This window comes from Streptomyces sp. 2A115 (genome assembly GCF_052245575.1).
GTDB lineage: Bacteria > Actinomycetota > Actinomycetes > Streptomycetales > Streptomycetaceae > Streptomyces.
The window spans coordinates 1-17,514 of record NZ_JBQQCG010000009.1 but is presented as its reverse complement, the minus strand read 5'-3'; the positions used below and the strand labels follow the sequence as shown (position 1 = coordinate 17,514).

The window sequence follows — 17,514 nt, the reverse complement described above, 5'->3', positions numbered from 1 at the left end:
TCACAGGAGGTCATGGCAGGCGACTACGTCGTCGTGCGCCTCCGCCGGGCCCCCGGCCGCCGCTCGCTCGGCCGGGTCACCGGATCCCCGGCATCGAGCGCGGCAGCCCGCCGTCGCAGCCCGAACTCCGCGAGCGCCTCCGCCAGCTTGTGCACGGACGGCTCCGGAGCCATGACGTCGACCCGAAGGCCGTGCTCCTCGGCGGTCTTCGCCGTCGCCGGACCGATACACGCGATCACCGTCACGTTGTGCGGCTTCCCCGCGATACCCACCAGGTTCCGCACGGTGGAGGACGACGTGAACAGGACAGCGTCAAAACCGCCCCCCTTGATCGCCTCACGCGTCTCCGCCGGCGGCGGTGACGCCCGCACGGTCCGATAGGCCGTGACGTCGTCGACCTCCCAACCGAGCTCGATCAGCCCGGCGACCAGCGTCTCCGTGGCGATGTCGGCACGCGGCAGGAAAACCCGGTCGATCGGATCGAAGACCGGATCGTACGGCGGCCAGTCCTCCAGCAACCCGGCAGCCGACTGCTCACCGCTGGGCACCAGGTCCGGCTTCACGCCGAAGGCGATCAGCGCCTTGGCGGTCTGCTCGCCCACGGCCGCGACCTTGATCCCGGCGAAGGCCCGGGCATCGAGCCCGTACTCCTCGAACTTCTCCCGTACGGCCTTGACCGCGTTCACCGAGGTGAAGGCGATCCACTCGTACCGGCCGGTCACGAGCCCCTTGACGGCCCGTTCCATCTGCTGGGGTGTCCGCGGCGGCTCGACGGCGATCGTCGGCACCTCGTGCGGCACGGCCCCGTACGACCGCAGCTGGTCGGAGAGCGAAGCCGCCTGCTCCTTCGTACGCGGTACGAGAACCCGCCAGCCGAACAGCGGCTTGGACTCGAACCACGACAACTGGTCGCGCTGGGCGGCGGCGGAACGCTCACCGACCACGGCTATCACCGGCCGCCCGCCATCGGGCGAGGGCAGCACCTTGGCCTGCTTCAGCGTCTGCGCGATGGTGCCGAGCGTCGCGCACCAGGTCCGCTGACGCGTCGTCGTACCGGCGACGGTGACCGTCATCGGCGTATCGGGCTTACGACCGGCGGCGACGAGCTCCCCCGCGGCCGCCCCCACGGACTCCAGGGTCGCCGAGACGACCACGGTCCCGTCGGACGCCCCGACCTCGTTCCAGAGGCGCCCGGAAGCCGTACGGGCGTCCACGAACCGCACGTCGGCACCCTGCGCGTCACGCAACGGCACACCGGCGTACGCGGGCACACCGACGGCCGCGGCGACGCCGGGCACCACCTCGAAGGGCACACCCGCGGCGGCGCAGGCGAGCATCTCCTCGGCGGCGTACGCGTCGAGCCCGGGGTCACCCGAGACGGCACGGACGACCCGCCTGCCGCCCCGTGCGGCCTCCATGACAATATTGGCCGCGTCCTTCGACGCGGGGACGCCAACAGGAGTTGACGAGCCGTCAACTACCGTTAGCTGAGGCGTGTCCGGGCTCGGGCCCGTATCGGTGTCGAGCACGGTGACGTTTCGTCTGGCGTGCGTGCGGACGACGTCGAGCACTTCGGGTTCGGCGACCAGGACATCCGCGTTGGACAGCGCCTCCACGGCGCGCAGAGTCAGTAGTCCCGGATCCCCGGGTCCGGCACCAAGGAAGGTGACGTGCCCGTGTTCGAGGCCGGCGGGAAGGTTGGTGGGGCTCAATGTGCTCGCTCCCCCATCAGACCGGCCGCGCCCTTGGCAAGCATCTCGGCAGCGAGTTCACGGCCGAGCGCCATTGCTTGGTCATGTGTCTCGGGCACGGGACCGGTGGTGGACAGCTGCACCAGCGTCGAGCCGTCGATCGTGCCGACGACGCCGCGCAGGCGCATTTCCTTGACAATCTGCCCGTCGGCCAGCAGGTCGGCCAACGCACCCACAGGTGCGCTGCAGCCGGCCTCCAGGGCGGCGAGCAGGGACCGCTCGGCGGTCACGGCGGCCCGGGTGTACGGGTCGTCGAGCTCGGCGAGCGCGACGGCGAGGTCCGCGTTGTCCGCGGCACACTCGATCGCCAGTGCCCCCTGGCCGGGGGCGGGCAAAACGGTGTCGACGGACAGGAAGTCCGTCACTTCGTCACTACGGCCGATCCGGTTGAGTCCGGCGGCGGCGAGCACGACGGCGTCGAGTTCGCCCTTGCGCACGTACCCGATCCGGGTGTCGACGTTGCCCCGGATCGGAACCGTCTCGATCAGCAGCCCGTGGTCGCGCGCGTACGCGTTCAGCTGGGCCATGCGACGCGGCGAACCGGTGCCCACGCGCGTCCCGTGGGGCAGCTGCGCGAAGGTGAGCCCGTCGCGGGCGACGAGCACGTCGCGCGGGTCCTCGCGCACCGGCACGGCGGCCAGCGTGAGGTTGTCGGGCTGGGCGGTCGGCAGGTCCTTGAGGGAGTGCACGGCGAAGTCGACCTCGCCGCTCAGCACCGCGTCGCGCAGGGCGGTCACGAAGACGCCGGTACCGCCGATCTGCGCGAGGTGCTCGCGGGACGTGTCCCCGTAGGTCGTGATCTCCACGAGCTCGACGGGCCGCCCGGTCACCCGGCGCACGGCGTCCGCCACCTGCCCGGACTGGGCCTTGGCAAGCCTGCTCCGCCTGGTCCCGAGCCGCAGTGGCCCTCTTTCCTTGGGTCGCCCCGGGGGCGCGTGCCCCTTCGGCTCACGCGGCTCACTCATGCTCGCCCTCGGTTCTCGGCGTTCTCGGTGTTCTCGGTGGACTCGGTGTGCTGGTCGTCATCGGCCCGCAGGACGGAGGCGACCGTCTCGGGGTCCAGGTCGAAGAGGGTCCGCAGCGCGTCCGCGTACCCGGCGCCACCGGGCTCCGCGGCCAGCTGCTTGACCCGTACGGTCGGCGCGTGCAGGAGCTTGTCCACCACGCGCCGCACGGTCTGGGTGATCTCGCCGCGCTGCTTGTCGTCCAGCCCGGGGAGCCGTCCGTCGAGCCGGGCGATCTCGGTCGCGACGACATCGGCGGCCATCGTCCGCAGCGCCACAACGGTCGGCGTGATGTGCGCGGCCCGCTGAGCGGCTCCGAAGGCGGCGACCTCGTCCGAAACGATCCGCCGCACCTGGTCCACGTCGGAGGCCATGGGCGCGTCCGCGGAAGCCTCGGCGAGGGACTCGATGTCCACCAGCCGCACTCCGAGCAGCCGGTGCGCGGCCGCGTCGATGTCGCGGGGCATGGCGAGGTCGAGCAGCGAGAGCGCGGGGGCGGGGCGGGGCGCCTCGACGACGGGCTCGGGCCTGCGCCGCTCGGGGACACGCCCGACGGCCGCGGCCGCGGCGGCGAGGGCGACGATGGCGTCGGCGTCGGCGGCCGGGTCGAGCACCGCGGTGTAACCGGCGGGCGTCTCGGTCGCCGTGCCGGATCCGGAGCCCGTGGCCACCACGCCCTTGTCGACCCAGGCCGCGTGCTGCTCCAGCTCGGAAGCGGCCATCCCGGCCACGGCCGCCTCGCCCTGCACGGAGAACCCGGCGGTGCGCTGCACGGCGGAGAGGTCGAGGGGGCAGTTCTCGTCGGTGCCGACGCTGGTGGGCGGCAGGTCGTCGCGTACGGGGGCGGCCGCGGCCGTACGACCGGAGCCGCCCGGCGTCGTACGAACGGTCCCGCTGCCCGGAACCAACGGCGTGGCCGTCCGCCCCTCGACCGCCGAGGCCACCGACTCCGCGGTCAGGACCAGCCCCGTCGCACCGGTGCACGACACGACGACATCGGCACGTGTCAGCTCGCTCGACACCGCATCGATCGGTACCGCGCGGGCCAGCACGTCCGTGTCGCCCTGTGCGTTCGGTTCGTTCCGCGCGTTGAGGCGTTGTCCGTACTGCTCTTCGAGCAGGGCGGCGAGGCGCTCCGCGCGGTCCAACGTGCGGTTGGCGACGACCACTTCGGCCACCCCGGCGCGCACGAGCGTCGCCGCGGCGAGGGAGGACATCGAGCCCGCGCCGATCACGAGCGCCCGCTTGCCGCGGGCCCAGGCGTCGACCGGGGTACCGGACGACAGCTGCTCCAGACCGAAGGTCACGAGGGACTGCCCGGCCCGGTCGATGCCGGTCTCGGAGTGGGCGCGCTTGCCGACCCGCAGCGCCTGCTGGAACAGGTCGTTCAGCAGGCGGCCCGCGGTGTGCAGCTCCTGCGAGGTGGCGAGGGCGTCCTTGATCTGCCCGAGGATCTGGCCCTCGCCGATCACCATCGAGTCGAGCCCGCAGGCCACGGAGAAGAGGTGGTGGACGGCCCGGTCCTCGTAGTGCACGTACAGGTAGGGAGTGAGCTCGTCGAGCCCGACTCCGCTGTGCTGCGCGAGCAGCGTGGAGAGCTCGGCGACACCCGCGTGGAACTTGTCCACGTCGGCGTAGAGCTCGATCCGGTTGCAGGTGGCGAGCACCGCGGCCTCGGCGGCCGGCTCGGCGGCGACCGTGTCCTGGAGCAGCTTGATCTGGGCGTCCGCGGACAGCGTGGCCCGCTCCAGGACGCTGACCGGAGCGCTGCGGTGGCTCAGCCCGACGACGAGGAGACTCATGCCGGCATCACGGCGGGGACATCCCCGTCGGGCCCTTTCCGGGTCTCCTTCGATGCCGCGGCCTCGGCCTCGACGACGGCCGCGGCCTCGTTCGCGGCCTCCTCGCCGGCCTTGCGCTGCTCGTGGAATGCGAGGATCTGCAGCTCGATGGAGAGATCTACCTTGCGTACGTCGACGCCGTCCGGGACGGTCAGCACGGTCGGCGCGAAGTTCAGGATGGAGGTGACACCGGCGGCGACGAGCCGGTCGCAGACCTGCTGGGCGGCGCCCGCGGGGGTCGCGATCACGCCGATCGACACGCCGTTGTCGTCGATGATCTTTTCCAGGTCATCAGTGTGCTGCACGGGGATCCCGGCGACAGGCTTCCCGGCCATCGCGGGATCTGCGTCTATCAGCGCCGCGACCCGGAACCCGCGCGAGGCGAACCCGCCGTAGTTGGCCAGCGCCGCGCCGAGGTTGCCGATACCGACGATCACAACCGGCCAGTCCTGGGTCAGCCCCAGCTCGCGGGAGATCTGGTAGACGAGGTACTCGACGTCGTAGCCCACACCGCGCGTGCCGTACGAGCCCAGGTAGGAGAAGTCCTTGCGCAGCTTCGCGGAGTTGACCCCCGCCGCGGCCGCGAGCTCCTCGGAGGAGACCGTGGGTACCGAGCGCTCCGACAGTGCGGTGAGGGCTCGGAGGTACAGCGGAAGCCTGGCGACGGTGGCCTCGGGAATCCCTCGGCTGCGGGTCGCCGGTCGGTGAGTTCGGCCAGTTGCCACGGTGCTCCTGCGGGTAGCGCGGGGCTGCAGGCGGTCACACGTCCCTGGACCGCCCCGTCGAATGCAGGCTATGTCTTTGTGAACGCGTGCACAAAGATGGTGTCCGATTTGCCCGGCCAACGTGACCGGGGTCACGCACTCCCCGCGTACGCGTATGGAACGGGCACACAGGCACCTTCGTCCCTCACTTGTTGGGGGCAAAGCCGCACACTCTCCTTTACGATCCCCGCCCCCCGAGGCCCAACCGCCCTCGATCCTAGGTGACTTTCCGGACCCCCAGAACTGCTCGGTCGAGCCACACCCCGATTGCTCGGACCCTTCAGCGCTTCGGCCAGGGGGCGAGAGCACTTCGACCAGGGCCTGTGTGGGGTTGTGATCTGGATCAGGGAGCGGGGCGTGGTGCGTGCGATCGCAAGGCGCCGGAAGGCCCTCGCAGCGGAGCTACCAGGGCATTTCGGCAACGCGGCGAGCGTGCGTGCCACGCCCCGCGAGCCCAGATCACAACCCCACACAGGCCCTAGGGGGCGAGCGCCCTGCGCAGCCGCTCCTCGTTCACGCGCCAGAAGGTGTGCTGCGCCCCGTCCACCAGCACCACCGGGATCTGCTCCCAGTACGCGCGGTGCAGTTCCTCGTCCTGGGTGATGTCCTTCTTCTCCCAGGGCACGCCGAGATCGGCGCAGACTTTCTCCACCACCTCCTCCGCTTCTTCGCACAGATGACAGTCGGGCTTGCCGATCAGCGTGACCAGCCGCTCCCGCGGCGCCCTGTTCTCCGTACGGCGGTCAGTGCGCCGAAAGATGGAACTCATACCAGCCATTCTCGCCCCACGGGTGACTCGGCGGACCCCTCGCGGCCCTTCGCGCCCCACCTCTCGTCGCAGGTCCCGCGACACGCCGCCGGGATGAGTTCTTTAACGACACGGTCGCGGAGAGTTCACAGCCTCCAAACCTCCCGACTCCGGAACCACCGAACAAACTGGCTATGCTCACGCCATGGCCGCTCTCGGATGGCTCACCCCCCGTAGGCGCTCCGCCACCGCGCGGAGCGTGTTGGCAGGCGAGGCCTCGGCGGAGGCAGCTCGCAAGTCCTCCCAGGAACTGGAGGAACTCGCCCACGAAGGCGCCCCCGACGAGGTCGGCGCCGAGCCGGAGTTCCCGGTTGTCGGCGACGACAAGGCCGCCGCGTTCTTCGACCTCGACAACACCGTCATGCAGGGCGCCGCGCTGTTCCACTTCGGCCGCGGCCTCTACAAACGGAAGTTCTTCGAGACACGCGACCTCGCCCGGTTCGCCTGGCAGCAGGCCTGGTTCCGGCTGGCCGGGTTCGAGGACCCCGAGCACATGCAGGACGCCCGCGACTCCGCGCTGTCCATCGTCAAGGGCCACCGCGTCGCCGAGCTGATGTCGATCGGCGAGGAGATCTACGACGAGTACATGGCCGAGCGCATCTGGCCCGGCACGCGCGCGCTCGCCGAGGCCCACCTCGAAGCCGGCCAGAAGGTGTGGCTCGTCACGGCCGCCCCCGTCGAGATCGCCACGGTGATCGCCCGCCGCCTGGGCCTGACCGGCGCACTGGGCACGGTCGCCGAGTCGGTCGACGGCGTGTACACCGGCAAGCTCGTCGGCGAACCCCTGCACGGTCCCGCCAAGGCGGAGGCGGTACGTGCCCTGGCCGCGGCGGAGGGCCTGGACCTCCGCCGCTGCGCCGCGTACAGCGACTCCCACAACGACATCCCGATGCTCTCGCTCGTCGGGCACCCGTACGCGATCAACCCGGACGCCAAGCTCCGCAAGCACGCCCGCACACTCGACTGGCGCCTGCGCGACTACCGCACCGGCCGCAAGGCGGCGAAGGTCGGCATCCCCGCGGCGGCCGGCGTCGGCGCGGTCGCGGGCGGCACGGCCGCCGCGATCGCCCTGCACCGCCGCCGCCGCTAGGCAATCGGGCTGTCCTACCCGCCCATCGCCCCCGCCAGTCCCGTTAACGGCACACGGCCACAACACGCCTCGGACGCGGACGGAACGCGACCAATCCGATCAACAACCGATCACTCTCCGGCACTTGATCAGGCGTCAATCGGTTACAGAAGCGACGTAATCGATGATTTGAGCAACTGGGTGTAGCACTGCCTGTACGAAGCGTTATTCTCCTCAGACGCATGACGGACCCCACCTTTCGCTACGACGGGTGAACGGTCCGGTACTGCACGTGATGGAAGCTCTGCCTCTGGGAGTCCCGTGTACCCACACGTCGGGGTTGACGCCTCGGGCCTGGCTACGCTGCGCGCAACGGTCCTCGACCGCTTGCGCGGCTTCGTCCCCACCGCGTACGCCGTCCCCGCCCTCGCTGTCTCCGTCGCGCCCGTCGGCCCGTGCTACGCACTGGCGGACGGCGTTGAACGGGGGCCGGCGCGTAGCGCCGTCGTTGGGGGGCGGAGGTCGGGTGACGGGCGGGACGTCGGCAGACGAGGACGTTCGAGCGCGTCGGCCACCACAACCGCACGCCGCCCGGCCGCAGACAGTGACAGCGCCCGGATGATGGACCTCGTGGAGCGAGCACAGGCCGGTGAGGCCGAGGCCTTCGGTCGGCTCTACGACCAGTACAGCGACACCGTGTACCGCTACATCTACTACCGCGTCGGCGGAAAGGCGACCGCGGAAGACCTCACAAGCGAGACGTTCCTGCGCGCCCTGCGACGGATCGGCACGTTCACCTGGCAGGGCCGTGACTTCGGCGCCTGGCTGGTCACGATCGCCCGCAACCTCGTGGCAGACCACTTCAAGTCGAGCCGCTTCCGCCTAGAAGTCACCACCGGCGAGATGCTCGACGCCAACGAGGTCGAGCGCTCCCCCGAGGACTCCGTCCTGGAGTCCCTCTCGAACGCGGCGCTCCTGGACGCCGTACGCCGCCTCAACCCGCAGCAGCAGGAGTGCGTGACCCTGCGTTTCCTCCAGGGCCTCTCGGTCGCCGAGACCGCCCGCGTCATGGGCAAGAACGAGGGCGCGATCAAGACCCTCCAGTACCGGGCGGTGCGCACCCTGGCCCGGCTCCTTCCGGAAGACGCCCGCTGAGACCCCGTACCCGACCGCTCGACCCCGGTACGGCTTCGTATGACCCCATACTCTCAGCGATGCCCAACTCACCGTCCGTGAAAGACCGTTGACTTCACGGTCCGATCATCCGTCGTCCGTAACCCAAGTGCCGAGCCGCTCGTTGTGCGGGATACAGGCTCCCTGTGGTCACCCCCTGGCCGCCTCCGATCACTCGATCGTGTGGATTTGATCAGGGAGTGCAACCCTCAGGACCCCCTGGGGAGTCGACCGTCATGACGAGAGGAGGTGCCGCCAGTGATCGCGAACGTATCGGCGCACCGGCGGGCGAACGCCTTCGCCCAGGCCCTGGAGGAGCAGTCCGACCAGGGTACGGCGGCCGAGCAGTCCGAAGGACCCGCTCCGGCCGCCGCGGACCAGTCCGAGCACGGTCGGATGCTGTCCCTGGCGACCGGCCTCGGTGAGCTGCCCAAACCCAAGCTGGACCCCGAGGTCAAGGCCGTCCAGCGGGCTCAGCTGGTGGCCGCGATGGAGGCCATGCTGCTGGAGGGCACGGCCGCGGGCGGCGAGGCGGCGAACCCTTCGGTGCCCGAGCAGAGTTCCCGGGCCCGGGGCGCTCACCGGGCGACCGGGCTGGGGAAGTTGCGCCCGCGGTCCCGGCTGTCGAAAGGGCTCGCCGCGGGCGGGCTCACCGTCGGTGTGGCCGCCGGAGCCTTCAGCGGCGTCGCCGCTGCCAGCTCCGACGCCCTGCCCGGTGACTCGCTCTACGGGCTCAAGCGGGGCATGGAGGACCTCAAGCTGGGCCTGGCCGACGACAGCAGCGACCGAGGCCGGCTCTACCTCGACCAGGCCTCCACCCGGCTGAGCGAGGCGCGCCGCCTGATGGAGCGCGGCCGCTCGGGTCCCCTCGACCACGAGTCCCTGGGCGAGATCCGACGTGCCCTGTCGGGTATGCAGCACGACGCCTCCGAGGGCCACCGCTTGCTGCACGAGGCGTACGAGCGGGACCCCGACTCCCTGGGCCCCATCCAGGCCCTCTCCTCCTTCTCCCAGTCGCATCGCGGTGCCTGGGGCGCCCTGCGCGACCGGTTGCCCGTCCAGCTCGGCGACGTCAGCCGCCAGGTCAACTCGGTCTTCGACGCCATAGCCCAAGAGGTCGACCCGCTGCGGTCGCTACTGCCGCAGCCGCCCTCTCCGGAGGGCACGGGCCGCCACCGGGGCGCCGGCTCGGACGAGTCCACCGGCTCCTCCGGTACGGACCGCCCGGCCGCCCCCAGCTCCACCGGCGGCTCCTCCGACGGGACCGGCTCCAGCAGTGGCAACCCCGAGCCGTCCACCTCGAACACCGAGGACGAAGGCCTGCTCGGCGGCAGCACAGGCGGCCTCCTGGACCCACCCAAGGACGACACCAGCGCCACACCGCCCGGCTCCGACAAGAAAATCCCGACAACCGAACCGGACGTCACCCTGCCGCCGCTCCTTCCGGGCCTGCTCCCGGAACTGGGCATCGACAGCGAGGACGCGAACTAGGTTCTGCTCATACGGCGATGGGGCGCCCCTTTTGGAAAGGGGCGCCCCATCGCCGTATGAGCACTCGTCATGCGCACCCGTCATGCTCGTCCCGGGGCGTCAGAAGAACACCGACCTCCGCTGCACCAGCAATTTGTACAACGTGTGCTGGATCTGCTCCCTCACCTGGTCCGTCAGGTTGAACATCAGCATCGGGTCCTCCGCCGCCTCCGGCGGATAGCCGTCCGTCGGGATCGGCTCGCCGAACTGGATCGTCCACTTGGTCGGGAGCGGGACCGCGCCCAGCGGGCCCAGCCACGGGAAGGTGGGCGTGAGCGGGAAGTACGGGATGCCCAGGAGACGAGCGAGCGTCTTGGCGTTGCCGATCATCGGGTAGATCTCCTCCGCTCCGACGATCGAGCAGGGAATGATCGGGGTGCCCTGGCGAAGGGCCGTGGAGACGAAGCCGCCGCGACCGAAGCGCTGGAGCTTGTAGCGCTCGCTGAACGGCTTGCCGATGCCCTTGAAGCCCTCCGGCATCACACCGACCAGTTCGCCGCGCTCCAGGAGGCGCTCGGCGTCCTCGGCGCACGCGAGGGTGTGACCAGCCTTGCGGGCCAGCTCGTTGACCACCGGCAGCATGAAGACCAGGTCTGCCGCGAGGAGGCGGAGGTGCCGGCCGTCGGGGTGGTTGTCGTGCACCGCGACCTGCATCATCAGGCCGTCCAGCGGCAGCGTCCCGGAGTGGTTGGCGACGATCAGCGCCCCGCCCTCGGACGGAATGTTCTCGATGCCCTTCACCTCGACACGGAAGTACTTCTCGTAGAAGGGCCGCAGCAGAGACATCAGGACCTGATCGGTGAGGTCGGCGTCGTAGCCGAAGTCGTCGACCTCGTACTCCCCCGTCAGCCGACGCCGCAGAAAGGCCAGGCCGCCGGCGATACGCCGCTCCAAGCCACCGCCCTGCTGCTCCGGCTCCCGCTGGGACGGGGATGCCGACTCCTCATGCGTCACCGGAACATCATCCTGCTGAATCGTTCGCGCAGGCAGAGGCTGAACCTCACGAACCACAACGGGCTCGCCCTTCCGCCTGCTCCCCACACCCCGGCGCCGCGGCTGCCGCTGTACGGCGCCCCCACGAGACCGGTCGTCGTCGAACGGAATGACCTTGGCGTCCGCCATCGTTGATGCGCTCCTCAGTTGGCGCTCTGCGTCGGGGGGTGGCCACCGCCCAGGACGGGCAGTGCGGCGATCCGGTCGACGGCCCCCGCAAGGGCCTCCGGCGGCAGGAGTCCGGGACCGCGGCTGCGCGCGAAGTCCGCGAAGGTCTCCGCGGTCGTGTACTTCGGCTTGTATCCCAGCGTCTCGCGCATCTGGTGCGTCGCCACAACCCTCCCATGGGTGAGCAGCCGCAGCTGCTCGGGCGAGAAGTCCGTCATACCCAGCGTACGCAGTGCCGAGCCCAACCAGGTCACCGCGGGCATCAGCACGGGGACGGTGGGCCGCCCCAGGCGCCGCGCGCACTGCGAGAGCAGCAGGACACCGTCGCCGGCGATGTTGAACGTGCCGCTGTTGAGCGTGCCCCGGCTCGGCTCGTGCGAGGCCAGCCGCAGAACCTCGATCACGTCGTCCTCGTGCGCGAACTGCAGCCGCGGATCGTAGCCGAGCACGGTGGGCAGCACCGGCAGCGAGAAGTACGACGCGAGCGGCGAGTCAGCGCTCGGCCCGAGGATGTTCGCGAACCGCAGCACGCACACGGCGACGTCCGGCCTGCGCCGCGCGAAACCGCGTACGTATCCCTCGACCTCCACCGTGTCCTTCGCGAAGCCGCCGCTGGGCAGCGACTTGGGCGGAGTCGTCTCGGTGAAGACAGCCGGATCGCGCGGCGCCGACCCGTAGACGTTCGTACTGGACTTCACGACCAGCCGCTTGACCGTCGGGGACTTCTGGCAGGCACCAAGGAGCTGCATGGTGCCGATGACGTTGGTCTCCTTGACCGTCGTCCGGCTGCCGCTGCCCAGCGGGGTACCCGTCACGTCCATGTGCACGACCGTGTCCACGGAGTGCTCGGCCAGCACCCTGGCGATGGTGGGCTGCCTTATGTCCGCCCGTACGAAGTCCGCTCCGCCCAAGTGGTGTTCGGGCGGGACCGCGTCCACTGCGACCACCCGGTCCACATCGGGGTCACGCTGGATCCGTCGTACGAACCGGCCCCCCAGCTGTCGGGCCACCCCGGTCACGAGCACGACATTCCCCAAGATCAGCGCCTTCCTTCCAGCCGTCGACGTCATCTTGCTCGTACTCTGCCGTGTCCCCCGTGACCGCCACGTTAGCGGGTCGATGTTGCGCTGTGATGACCACCCGATGCACGAAGTGACGGCACCCGCAGACATACGATCAGACCAAGCCATTCGCCCCGCAGGCGTACGCACAGACATACGCACAGCGTTCGTCCCGCCGGACGAAACGAGCACTCCCGACGCCATACAGCTGTGGCCCCCCACCGGTTCGGTGGGGGGCCACAGAGCGCACTGTCGAAGCGTCGCGCCCACTGCTTACCGCGACTGCTCGACAGCTCAACTATCGCTGTCTACCGCTGTCGCGACTACTTCTTGTTGCGACGCTGAACGCGAGTGCGCTTGAGCAGCTTGCGGTGCTTCTTCTTCGCCATCCGCTTGCGCCGCTTCTTGATAACAGAGCCCACGACTACCCTCGCTCACTTCTCTTAACTCGGTGCTGGGCTGCATGGGCCCACACGACCTATGAGGGGCCAGCCTACCCGCCCGAGCGCTGAGCTCGTAATCGAGGTGACCCGGGTGAACTCCCGTGACGGCCCGAGGGCCGCCACGGGCCTCACCCGGGGCAACCGTCAGGCTGTTTCCACCCCCACATAGGACTCGCGAAGGTACTCGTGAACCGCTTGCTCCGGGACGCGGAATGACCTCCCCACCCGGATCGCGGGCAGATGACCGCTGTGCACCAAGCGGTACACGGTCATCTTCGACACTCGCATCACCGAGGCGACTTCCGCCACGGTAAGGAACTGAACCTCGTTCAGAGGCCTCTCGCCAGCAGCCATGACACACCTGAACCTTCCGCACTCGACGGTCACCGGCTTCCCCTTCCGGTGACACTTCGTCGTTGCGTGCTCACTCCCCAGAGTAGGGGCGGGTGATGCGAGTGGGGAAGAGGAGGGGCCATCGGCGGCCTACTGTGACAGACACGCTCGATTGAGTACATAGCGAGTAAGCGGTCGGTAGTAATCAGACCGCACAGCGTCATCAAGTGGAACGACGACGGACACCCGCCCCTCTGCCTCTCCGACGAACAGCGCGGGATCGTCGGTGTCACCGAGCCCGATGACCTCGAACCCCAGTTGACCTGCCCCGCAGACCCATCCGTGGTCCCCGACCACGAGCTCCGGGAGGGGTCCGCCGGCCTCCGCCGCAGCCGCCAGAACGGTACGAACCGGGAGGGGCGAGTGGGTGTGCGCACCGGTCTCACGACCGGCGGCCCGCACCCCGGGTTCCCGCGCCAACGCGACTCCTCGTACGTAGTCAAGGTTGTAGGTGCGTAGACCGAACCGGGTCGTTATGTCGACAGAGTGACCATGCGCAGGGGTGAGAACGGCACACCCCGCCGCCGACAGAGCGTCCGCGAGAGCGGCGTAGAAACCGAGCAGTCGGTGCGGATGTCCCGTGCCGAGAAGCACCGGGGAACGGTTCCGTACGGCCTCCGCGAGCCGCTCCGCGAAGGCGTCGAGTGCCGCCAACGTCCGCTCGGGGTCGATCACGTCAGGCCCCGACGTATGCCGCGGATCGGAAGAAACCCCGCACTTGTCCGCCATCAAAGCGATCAAATCCGACTGTCCCCACGTCCACTCAGGATCAAGCCCGATCATCACCCGCGGATCCCGCGCCGCGAACAGCCGGTAACTCCTGAGGCTCTCCTCCCGAGAGGTGGCCACGGTCCCGGCCAACCTCGCCGCCAGCAAATGCGCCCGCAACGCTCCGGTACTCAACACGCCCCGATGCTGACGCACGCGCCTAGGGGGTCACCCCAAAACAGGGAAAACACCCCACAGTTGGCGTAATAAGGCTAGCCAGCGATCCCGGCGGCTGGCGGCTGGCGGCTGGCGGCTGAGCCTCTAAGCGCAGTCCAGCCACAACAGCCCGTCCGGCGTTTGAGGACGAGGCCGTCCAGGCCGAAAGGGGGTCTGGGGGCGCAGCCCCCAGAGGATGGGACGGGTAGGGGCGGCGGGGGCGAGAAAACCCACACCCACCCACCCCTACGCCAACAACCCCCGCAACGGAAACGCAGCCTTACGCGCAGCCAACACCGCCTGGTCCAACCGATCGGCAGGGTCGTACCCCGACTCCCAGCCCTTCCAGTCCACAGGCCAACGCCCATCAGTCATCCGCGCAGGAGCCAACTGACGCGTACGAGCAAAGACTTCCTGCCGCCAACTCTCAGGAATCACCGTCTCCGGCGCAATCTCCCGCCCCGCCGCGATGGCGACCAGATGCGTCCAGGACCGAGGCACGACGTCCACCACGGCATACCCACCCCCACCAAGAGCGACCCACCGCCCCTCGGCGTACTCATGCGCCAGCTCATGACAGGCAACCTGCACGGCCCGCTGAGCATCCAGAGAAACGGCAAGATGTGCGAGCGGATCCTCGAAGTGCGTATCGGCCCCGTGCTGAGTCACCAGCACCTGCGGCCGAAAGTCAGCGACCAACTCCGGCACGACGGAGTGAAAGGCCCGCAGCCACCCCGCATCCCCGGTCCCGGCCGGCAGGGCCACATTCACGGCCGACCCCTCCGCACCGTCGGCCCCGGTCTCCTCAGGCCACCCGGTCTGCGGAAACAAGGTCCGCGGATGCTCATGCAAGGAGACCGTCAGAACCCGCGGGTCCTCCCAGAACGCGGCTTGCACCCCATCCCCGTGATGCACATCCACATCCACGTACGCGACCCGCTCGGCCCCCAGCTCGAGCAACCGGGCAATCGCCAGCGAGGCGTCGTTGTAGATGCAGAACCCGGACGCGCCCCCCGGCATCGCATGATGCAGCCCACCCGCGAAGTTCACCGCATGGAGCGCCTCCCCCCGCCACACAGCCTCGGCAGCCCCCACCGACTGCCCGGCGATCAAGGCGGACGCCTCGTGCATCCCGGCAAAGGCGGGATCGTCCATGGTCCCCAGCCCGTACGCCCCATCCGCCGCCCCGGGATCCACGGACGCGGCCTTGACCGCCTCCACGTAGTCCTCCCGGTGCACAAGCCGCAACGTCGACTCTCCGGCGGCCTGGGCCGCGACGACATCCATCTCCCGGTCGAGCCCGAAGGCATCGACCAGCCGACGGGTCAACGCCAACCGGACCGGATCCATCGGATGCTCCGGACCGAAGTCATAGCCCGTTACTGCCTCGTCCCACATCAGCTGTGCGCGGCCGCTCATGCCCGTCACCGTATCGGGAAGGTCCGGGAGCGAACGACCGGGCATACACGAGAGTCACCAGCACCAACACCATCGGCACGAGCATCGCCCCCCGATAGCTCCACGCATCACCCAGAGCTCCCACCAAGGGCGAACCGATCAAGAAACCCACATAGTTGAAGATATTGAGCCGCGCGATGGCCGCATCGGCAGCCCCAGGGAAGAGCCGCCCGGCCGCCGCGAAGGTCTGCGGCACGATCACACACAACCCGAACCCGAGCAACGTAAAGCCGAGCATCCCGACCCACGCCCCCGGCGCCACCGCCACCACCGCGAACCCCACCGCCGCGACCAGCGCCCCCGCCCGCACAACAGCCACCGCCCCGAACCGCCGCACCCCGAAGTCCCCGACGGCCCGCCCGATCAGCGTGGTGACCATATAGACGTTGTACGGAACGGTCGCCAGCTGCTCCGAACTGCCAAGCACGTCCTGCAGATACTTGGCGCTCCAGTTGGAGACGGTCGAATCCCCGATGTACGCGACGGCCATGACCAGGCACAGCGGAAAAAGCAGCTTGAATCCGACACCGCCACTCCCACTCCCGGCCTCGCCCCGCCCCTTCTGCTCCCCGGAGACACCACCGTCACCGCCGTCGCCACCACCGTCGACGTACCACCGACTCCCCACAAGCGCGGCAGGCAACAACACGACTATGACTGGCAGATACGACACGAACAGCGCCAGGTCCCAGTGCGCCCCCACCCAGGCGAGCGAGGCCCCAATAATCCCGCCCAGGCTGTACGCCGCATGGAAGCCGAGCATGATGCTGCGCCCGTACGTGTGCTGGAGGCTGACCCCGAGCATGTTCATGGACGCGTCGAGCGCCCCGACGGCCAGCCCGAAGGCGCCGAGCGCGAAGCCGATCTCCCACAGCCCCTCGCCGGCCCCGACACCGAGCAACGCGAGCAGCACGACGGGCTGCGACCAGCGCAGTACGTGACTGGGAGGCACCCGCTTCACCAGCTGCTCGGTGCAGACGCTGCCGACCCCGGCGAGGATCGGCACGGCCGCGAGGAAGGCGGGCAGCAGCCCGTCCGAGATCCCGTACCGGTCCTGGATCGCAGGGATGCGCGTCACCAGCAGCGCAAAGGCGACACCTTGAGCAAAGAAGCTGAACGCCAACGAGGCCCGGCCACGCCGCAGCACATCTGTCATGGCGGCTGAGCGTAGAGCTCCGGCTTACTCGTGGGTAGACAATTCAGGAGATGAATTTTATTCATCTCCTGAGACACCAAGATCAACTGACGACTTGATGAGACTCCCAGCCCTTCAGTTGCTCCAGCCCCTCAGCCCCCGTCGGCCAGCTGATCAGCACTGCAGAAGCCCGAGCAGCTCACTCATGTCGCTGAAGAGCTGGTCGGCCCCCGCCAGCCGGTCCGCGGGTGTCATCGCCGTGAAGCCGTACACGTCCATCCCGGCCGCGACAGCCGCCCGCACCCCGAGCGGACTGTCCTCGACGACGAGGCACTTCTCCGGCGGTACGCCCATCCGTCCGGCGGCATACAGGAACAGATCGGGCGCCGGCTTCCCTCGCCCCACATCCTGCGAACTGAAGATCCGTTCCTCGTCGAACCACCGGTCGAGCCCGGTCTTCAGATGCCCGACCCGGATCCGCTCATGACTCCCGGAGGACGCCACGCAGTACGGAACCCCGTCCGCGGCCAGCTTCTCCAGGACGTCGACGGCTCCGCCCACGGGCTCCAACTCCCGCTCGAAGGCAGCGAATACGCGCATGTGAAAGACATCGTCGAAGTCCACCGGCAGACGCTGCCCGGTCCGCTCCTCGACCAGGTCGTGCACGCGGTGCATGGCGGCGCCCATGTAGTCGCGCAGGGAGTCCTCGTACGAGGTCGGGTGCCCGAGCTCGGTGAGATATGCGGCCAGGAGGGTGTTGGAGATCGGCTCACTGTCCACGAGGACGCCGTCATTGTCGAAGATCACGAGGTCGTAGCGCATAACGCGACCCTAAACGCAAGAAAGCCCCCGCACCGAAGTGCGGGGGCTTTCTCTAAAATTTGTTCGGCGGTGTCCTACTCTCCCACAGGGTCCCCCCTGCAGTACCATCGGCGCTGTAAGGCTTAGCTTCCGGGTTCGGAATGTTACCGGGCGTTTCCCTCACGCTATGACCACCGA

The 17,514-nt window shown here is 69.2% G+C and carries 16 protein-coding genes and 1 rRNA gene; 3 read left to right on the top strand and 14 right to left on the bottom strand.

The genetic code is table 11. From position 1 onward, the window contains the following. Positions 1-23: 23 nt before the first annotated feature. The 5 genes from ACTWQR_RS10570 to ACTWQR_RS10550 form a co-directional block, all read right to left on the bottom strand. The gene (locus ACTWQR_RS10570) at positions 24-1,712 is read right to left on the bottom strand and encodes a uroporphyrinogen-III synthase (RefSeq protein ID WP_443226704.1); all 1,689 of its coding nucleotides are present in this window, start codon (positions 1,710-1,712) and stop codon (positions 24-26) included. Then, positions 1,709-2,716: a hydroxymethylbilane synthase gene (hemC, locus tag ACTWQR_RS10565; protein ID WP_443226703.1), complete on the bottom strand. Its 1,008-nt coding sequence runs from the start codon at positions 2,714-2,716 to the stop codon at positions 1,709-1,711. Before hemC ends, ACTWQR_RS10570 begins: the two co-directional genes overlap by 4 nt. Beyond that, positions 2,713-4,557, bottom strand: coding sequence for a glutamyl-tRNA reductase (locus ACTWQR_RS10560; protein WP_443226702.1), 1,845 nt, complete (start codon positions 4,555-4,557; stop codon positions 2,713-2,715). Before ACTWQR_RS10560 ends, hemC begins: the two co-directional genes overlap by 4 nt. Then, positions 4,554-5,321, bottom strand: a complete 768-nt coding sequence (locus ACTWQR_RS10555) for a redox-sensing transcriptional repressor Rex (protein ID WP_443226701.1) — start codon at positions 5,319-5,321, stop codon at positions 4,554-4,556. Before ACTWQR_RS10555 ends, ACTWQR_RS10560 begins: the two co-directional genes overlap by 4 nt. A gap of 517 nt (positions 5,322-5,838) precedes the next feature. Continuing rightward, a complete protein-coding gene (locus tag ACTWQR_RS10550; RefSeq protein WP_443226700.1) occupies positions 5,839-6,138 on the bottom strand; it encodes a glutaredoxin family protein in 300 nt (99 codons plus the stop codon). A 175-nt stretch (positions 6,139-6,313) separates the two neighbouring features. Between ACTWQR_RS10550 and ACTWQR_RS10545 the strand changes: the two genes are divergently transcribed. From ACTWQR_RS10545 to ACTWQR_RS10535, 3 genes are all read left to right on the top strand, one after another. Continuing rightward, positions 6,314-7,258, top strand: a complete 945-nt coding sequence (locus ACTWQR_RS10545; protein ID WP_443226699.1) for an HAD family hydrolase — start codon at positions 6,314-6,316, stop codon at positions 7,256-7,258. Between the two features lie 300 nt (positions 7,259-7,558). Further along, the gene (locus ACTWQR_RS10540; protein WP_443226698.1) at positions 7,559-8,392 is read left to right on the top strand and encodes an ECF subfamily RNA polymerase sigma factor, BldN family; all 834 of its coding nucleotides are present in this window, start codon (positions 7,559-7,561) and stop codon (positions 8,390-8,392) included. A 276-nt stretch (positions 8,393-8,668) separates the two neighbouring features. Beyond that, complete coding sequence (locus ACTWQR_RS10535; RefSeq protein ID WP_443226697.1) at positions 8,669-9,901, top strand: DUF5667 domain-containing protein; 1,233 nt, start codon at positions 8,669-8,671, stop codon at positions 9,899-9,901. A gap of 99 nt (positions 9,902-10,000) precedes the next feature. On the opposite strand, the gene ACTWQR_RS10530 is transcribed toward ACTWQR_RS10535, so the two are convergent. The 9 genes from ACTWQR_RS10530 to rrf all read right to left on the bottom strand — a co-directional run bounded on the left by ACTWQR_RS10530 (position 10,001) and on the right by rrf (position 17,514). Beyond that, the gene (locus tag ACTWQR_RS10530) at positions 10,001-11,062 is read right to left on the bottom strand and encodes a lysophospholipid acyltransferase family protein (RefSeq protein ID WP_443226696.1); all 1,062 of its coding nucleotides are present in this window, start codon (positions 11,060-11,062) and stop codon (positions 10,001-10,003) included. Positions 11,063-11,076: 14 nt separating this feature from the next. Beyond that, a complete protein-coding gene (locus ACTWQR_RS10525) occupies positions 11,077-12,138 on the bottom strand; it encodes an NAD-dependent epimerase/dehydratase family protein (RefSeq protein ID WP_443226695.1) in 1,062 nt (353 codons plus the stop codon). Positions 12,139-12,485: 347 nt separating this feature from the next. Beyond that, entirely contained in the window at positions 12,486-12,584 is a 99-nt protein-coding gene (locus tag ACTWQR_RS10520) for a 30S ribosomal protein bS22 (protein ID WP_003948845.1), read from the bottom strand. A 165-nt stretch (positions 12,585-12,749) separates the two neighbouring features. After that, positions 12,750-12,959 (bottom strand): helix-turn-helix domain-containing protein, encoded by a 210-nt coding sequence (locus ACTWQR_RS10515; protein WP_093781815.1) that lies wholly within the window; start codon positions 12,957-12,959, stop codon positions 12,750-12,752. Positions 12,960-13,088: 129 nt separating this feature from the next. Next, positions 13,089-13,904, bottom strand: a complete 816-nt coding sequence (locus tag ACTWQR_RS10510) for a phosphatase (RefSeq protein WP_443226694.1) — start codon at positions 13,902-13,904, stop codon at positions 13,089-13,091. Positions 13,905-14,168: 264 nt separating this feature from the next. Next, positions 14,169-15,341 (bottom strand): acetoin utilization protein AcuC, encoded by a 1,173-nt coding sequence (locus ACTWQR_RS10505; RefSeq protein WP_443226693.1) that lies wholly within the window; start codon positions 15,339-15,341, stop codon positions 14,169-14,171. Then, positions 15,292-16,536, bottom strand: coding sequence for an MFS transporter (locus ACTWQR_RS10500; protein ID WP_443226692.1), 1,245 nt, complete (start codon positions 16,534-16,536; stop codon positions 15,292-15,294). Before ACTWQR_RS10500 ends, ACTWQR_RS10505 begins: the two co-directional genes overlap by 50 nt. A gap of 153 nt (positions 16,537-16,689) precedes the next feature. After that, positions 16,690-17,337, bottom strand: coding sequence for an HAD family hydrolase (locus ACTWQR_RS10495; protein ID WP_443226691.1), 648 nt, complete (start codon positions 17,335-17,337; stop codon positions 16,690-16,692). Positions 17,338-17,398: 61 nt separating this feature from the next. Then, positions 17,399-17,514, bottom strand: a 5S ribosomal RNA gene (gene rrf / locus ACTWQR_RS10490).

Bases quoted from the DNA above. Each gene is read 5' to 3' on its own strand.
- hemC (WP_443226703.1), bottom strand. From the start codon at position 2,716: ATGAGTGAGCCGCGTGAGCCGAAGGGGCACGCGCCCCCGGGGCGACCC.
- ACTWQR_RS10560 (WP_443226702.1), bottom strand. From the start codon at position 4,557: ATGAGTCTCCTCGTCGTCGGGCTGAGCCACCGCAGCGCTCCGGTCAGC.
- ACTWQR_RS10550 (WP_443226700.1), bottom strand. From the start codon at position 6,138: ATGGCTGGTATGAGTTCCATCTTTCGGCGCACTGACCGCCGTACGGAG.
- ACTWQR_RS10545 (WP_443226699.1), top strand. From the start codon at position 6,314: ATGGCCGCTCTCGGATGGCTCACCCCCCGTAGGCGCTCCGCCACCGCG.
- ACTWQR_RS10530 (WP_443226696.1), bottom strand. From the start codon at position 11,062: ATGGCGGACGCCAAGGTCATTCCGTTCGACGACGACCGGTCTCGTGGG.
- ACTWQR_RS10515 (WP_093781815.1), bottom strand. From the start codon at position 12,959: ATGGCTGCTGGCGAGAGGCCTCTGAACGAGGTTCAGTTCCTTACCGTG.
- ACTWQR_RS10505 (WP_443226693.1), bottom strand. From the start codon at position 15,341: ATGAGCGGCCGCGCACAGCTGATGTGGGACGAGGCAGTAACGGGCTAT.
- ACTWQR_RS10500 (WP_443226692.1), bottom strand. From the start codon at position 16,536: ATGACAGATGTGCTGCGGCGTGGCCGGGCCTCGTTGGCGTTCAGCTTC.
- ACTWQR_RS10495 (WP_443226691.1), bottom strand. From the start codon at position 17,337: ATGCGCTACGACCTCGTGATCTTCGACAATGACGGCGTCCTCGTGGAC.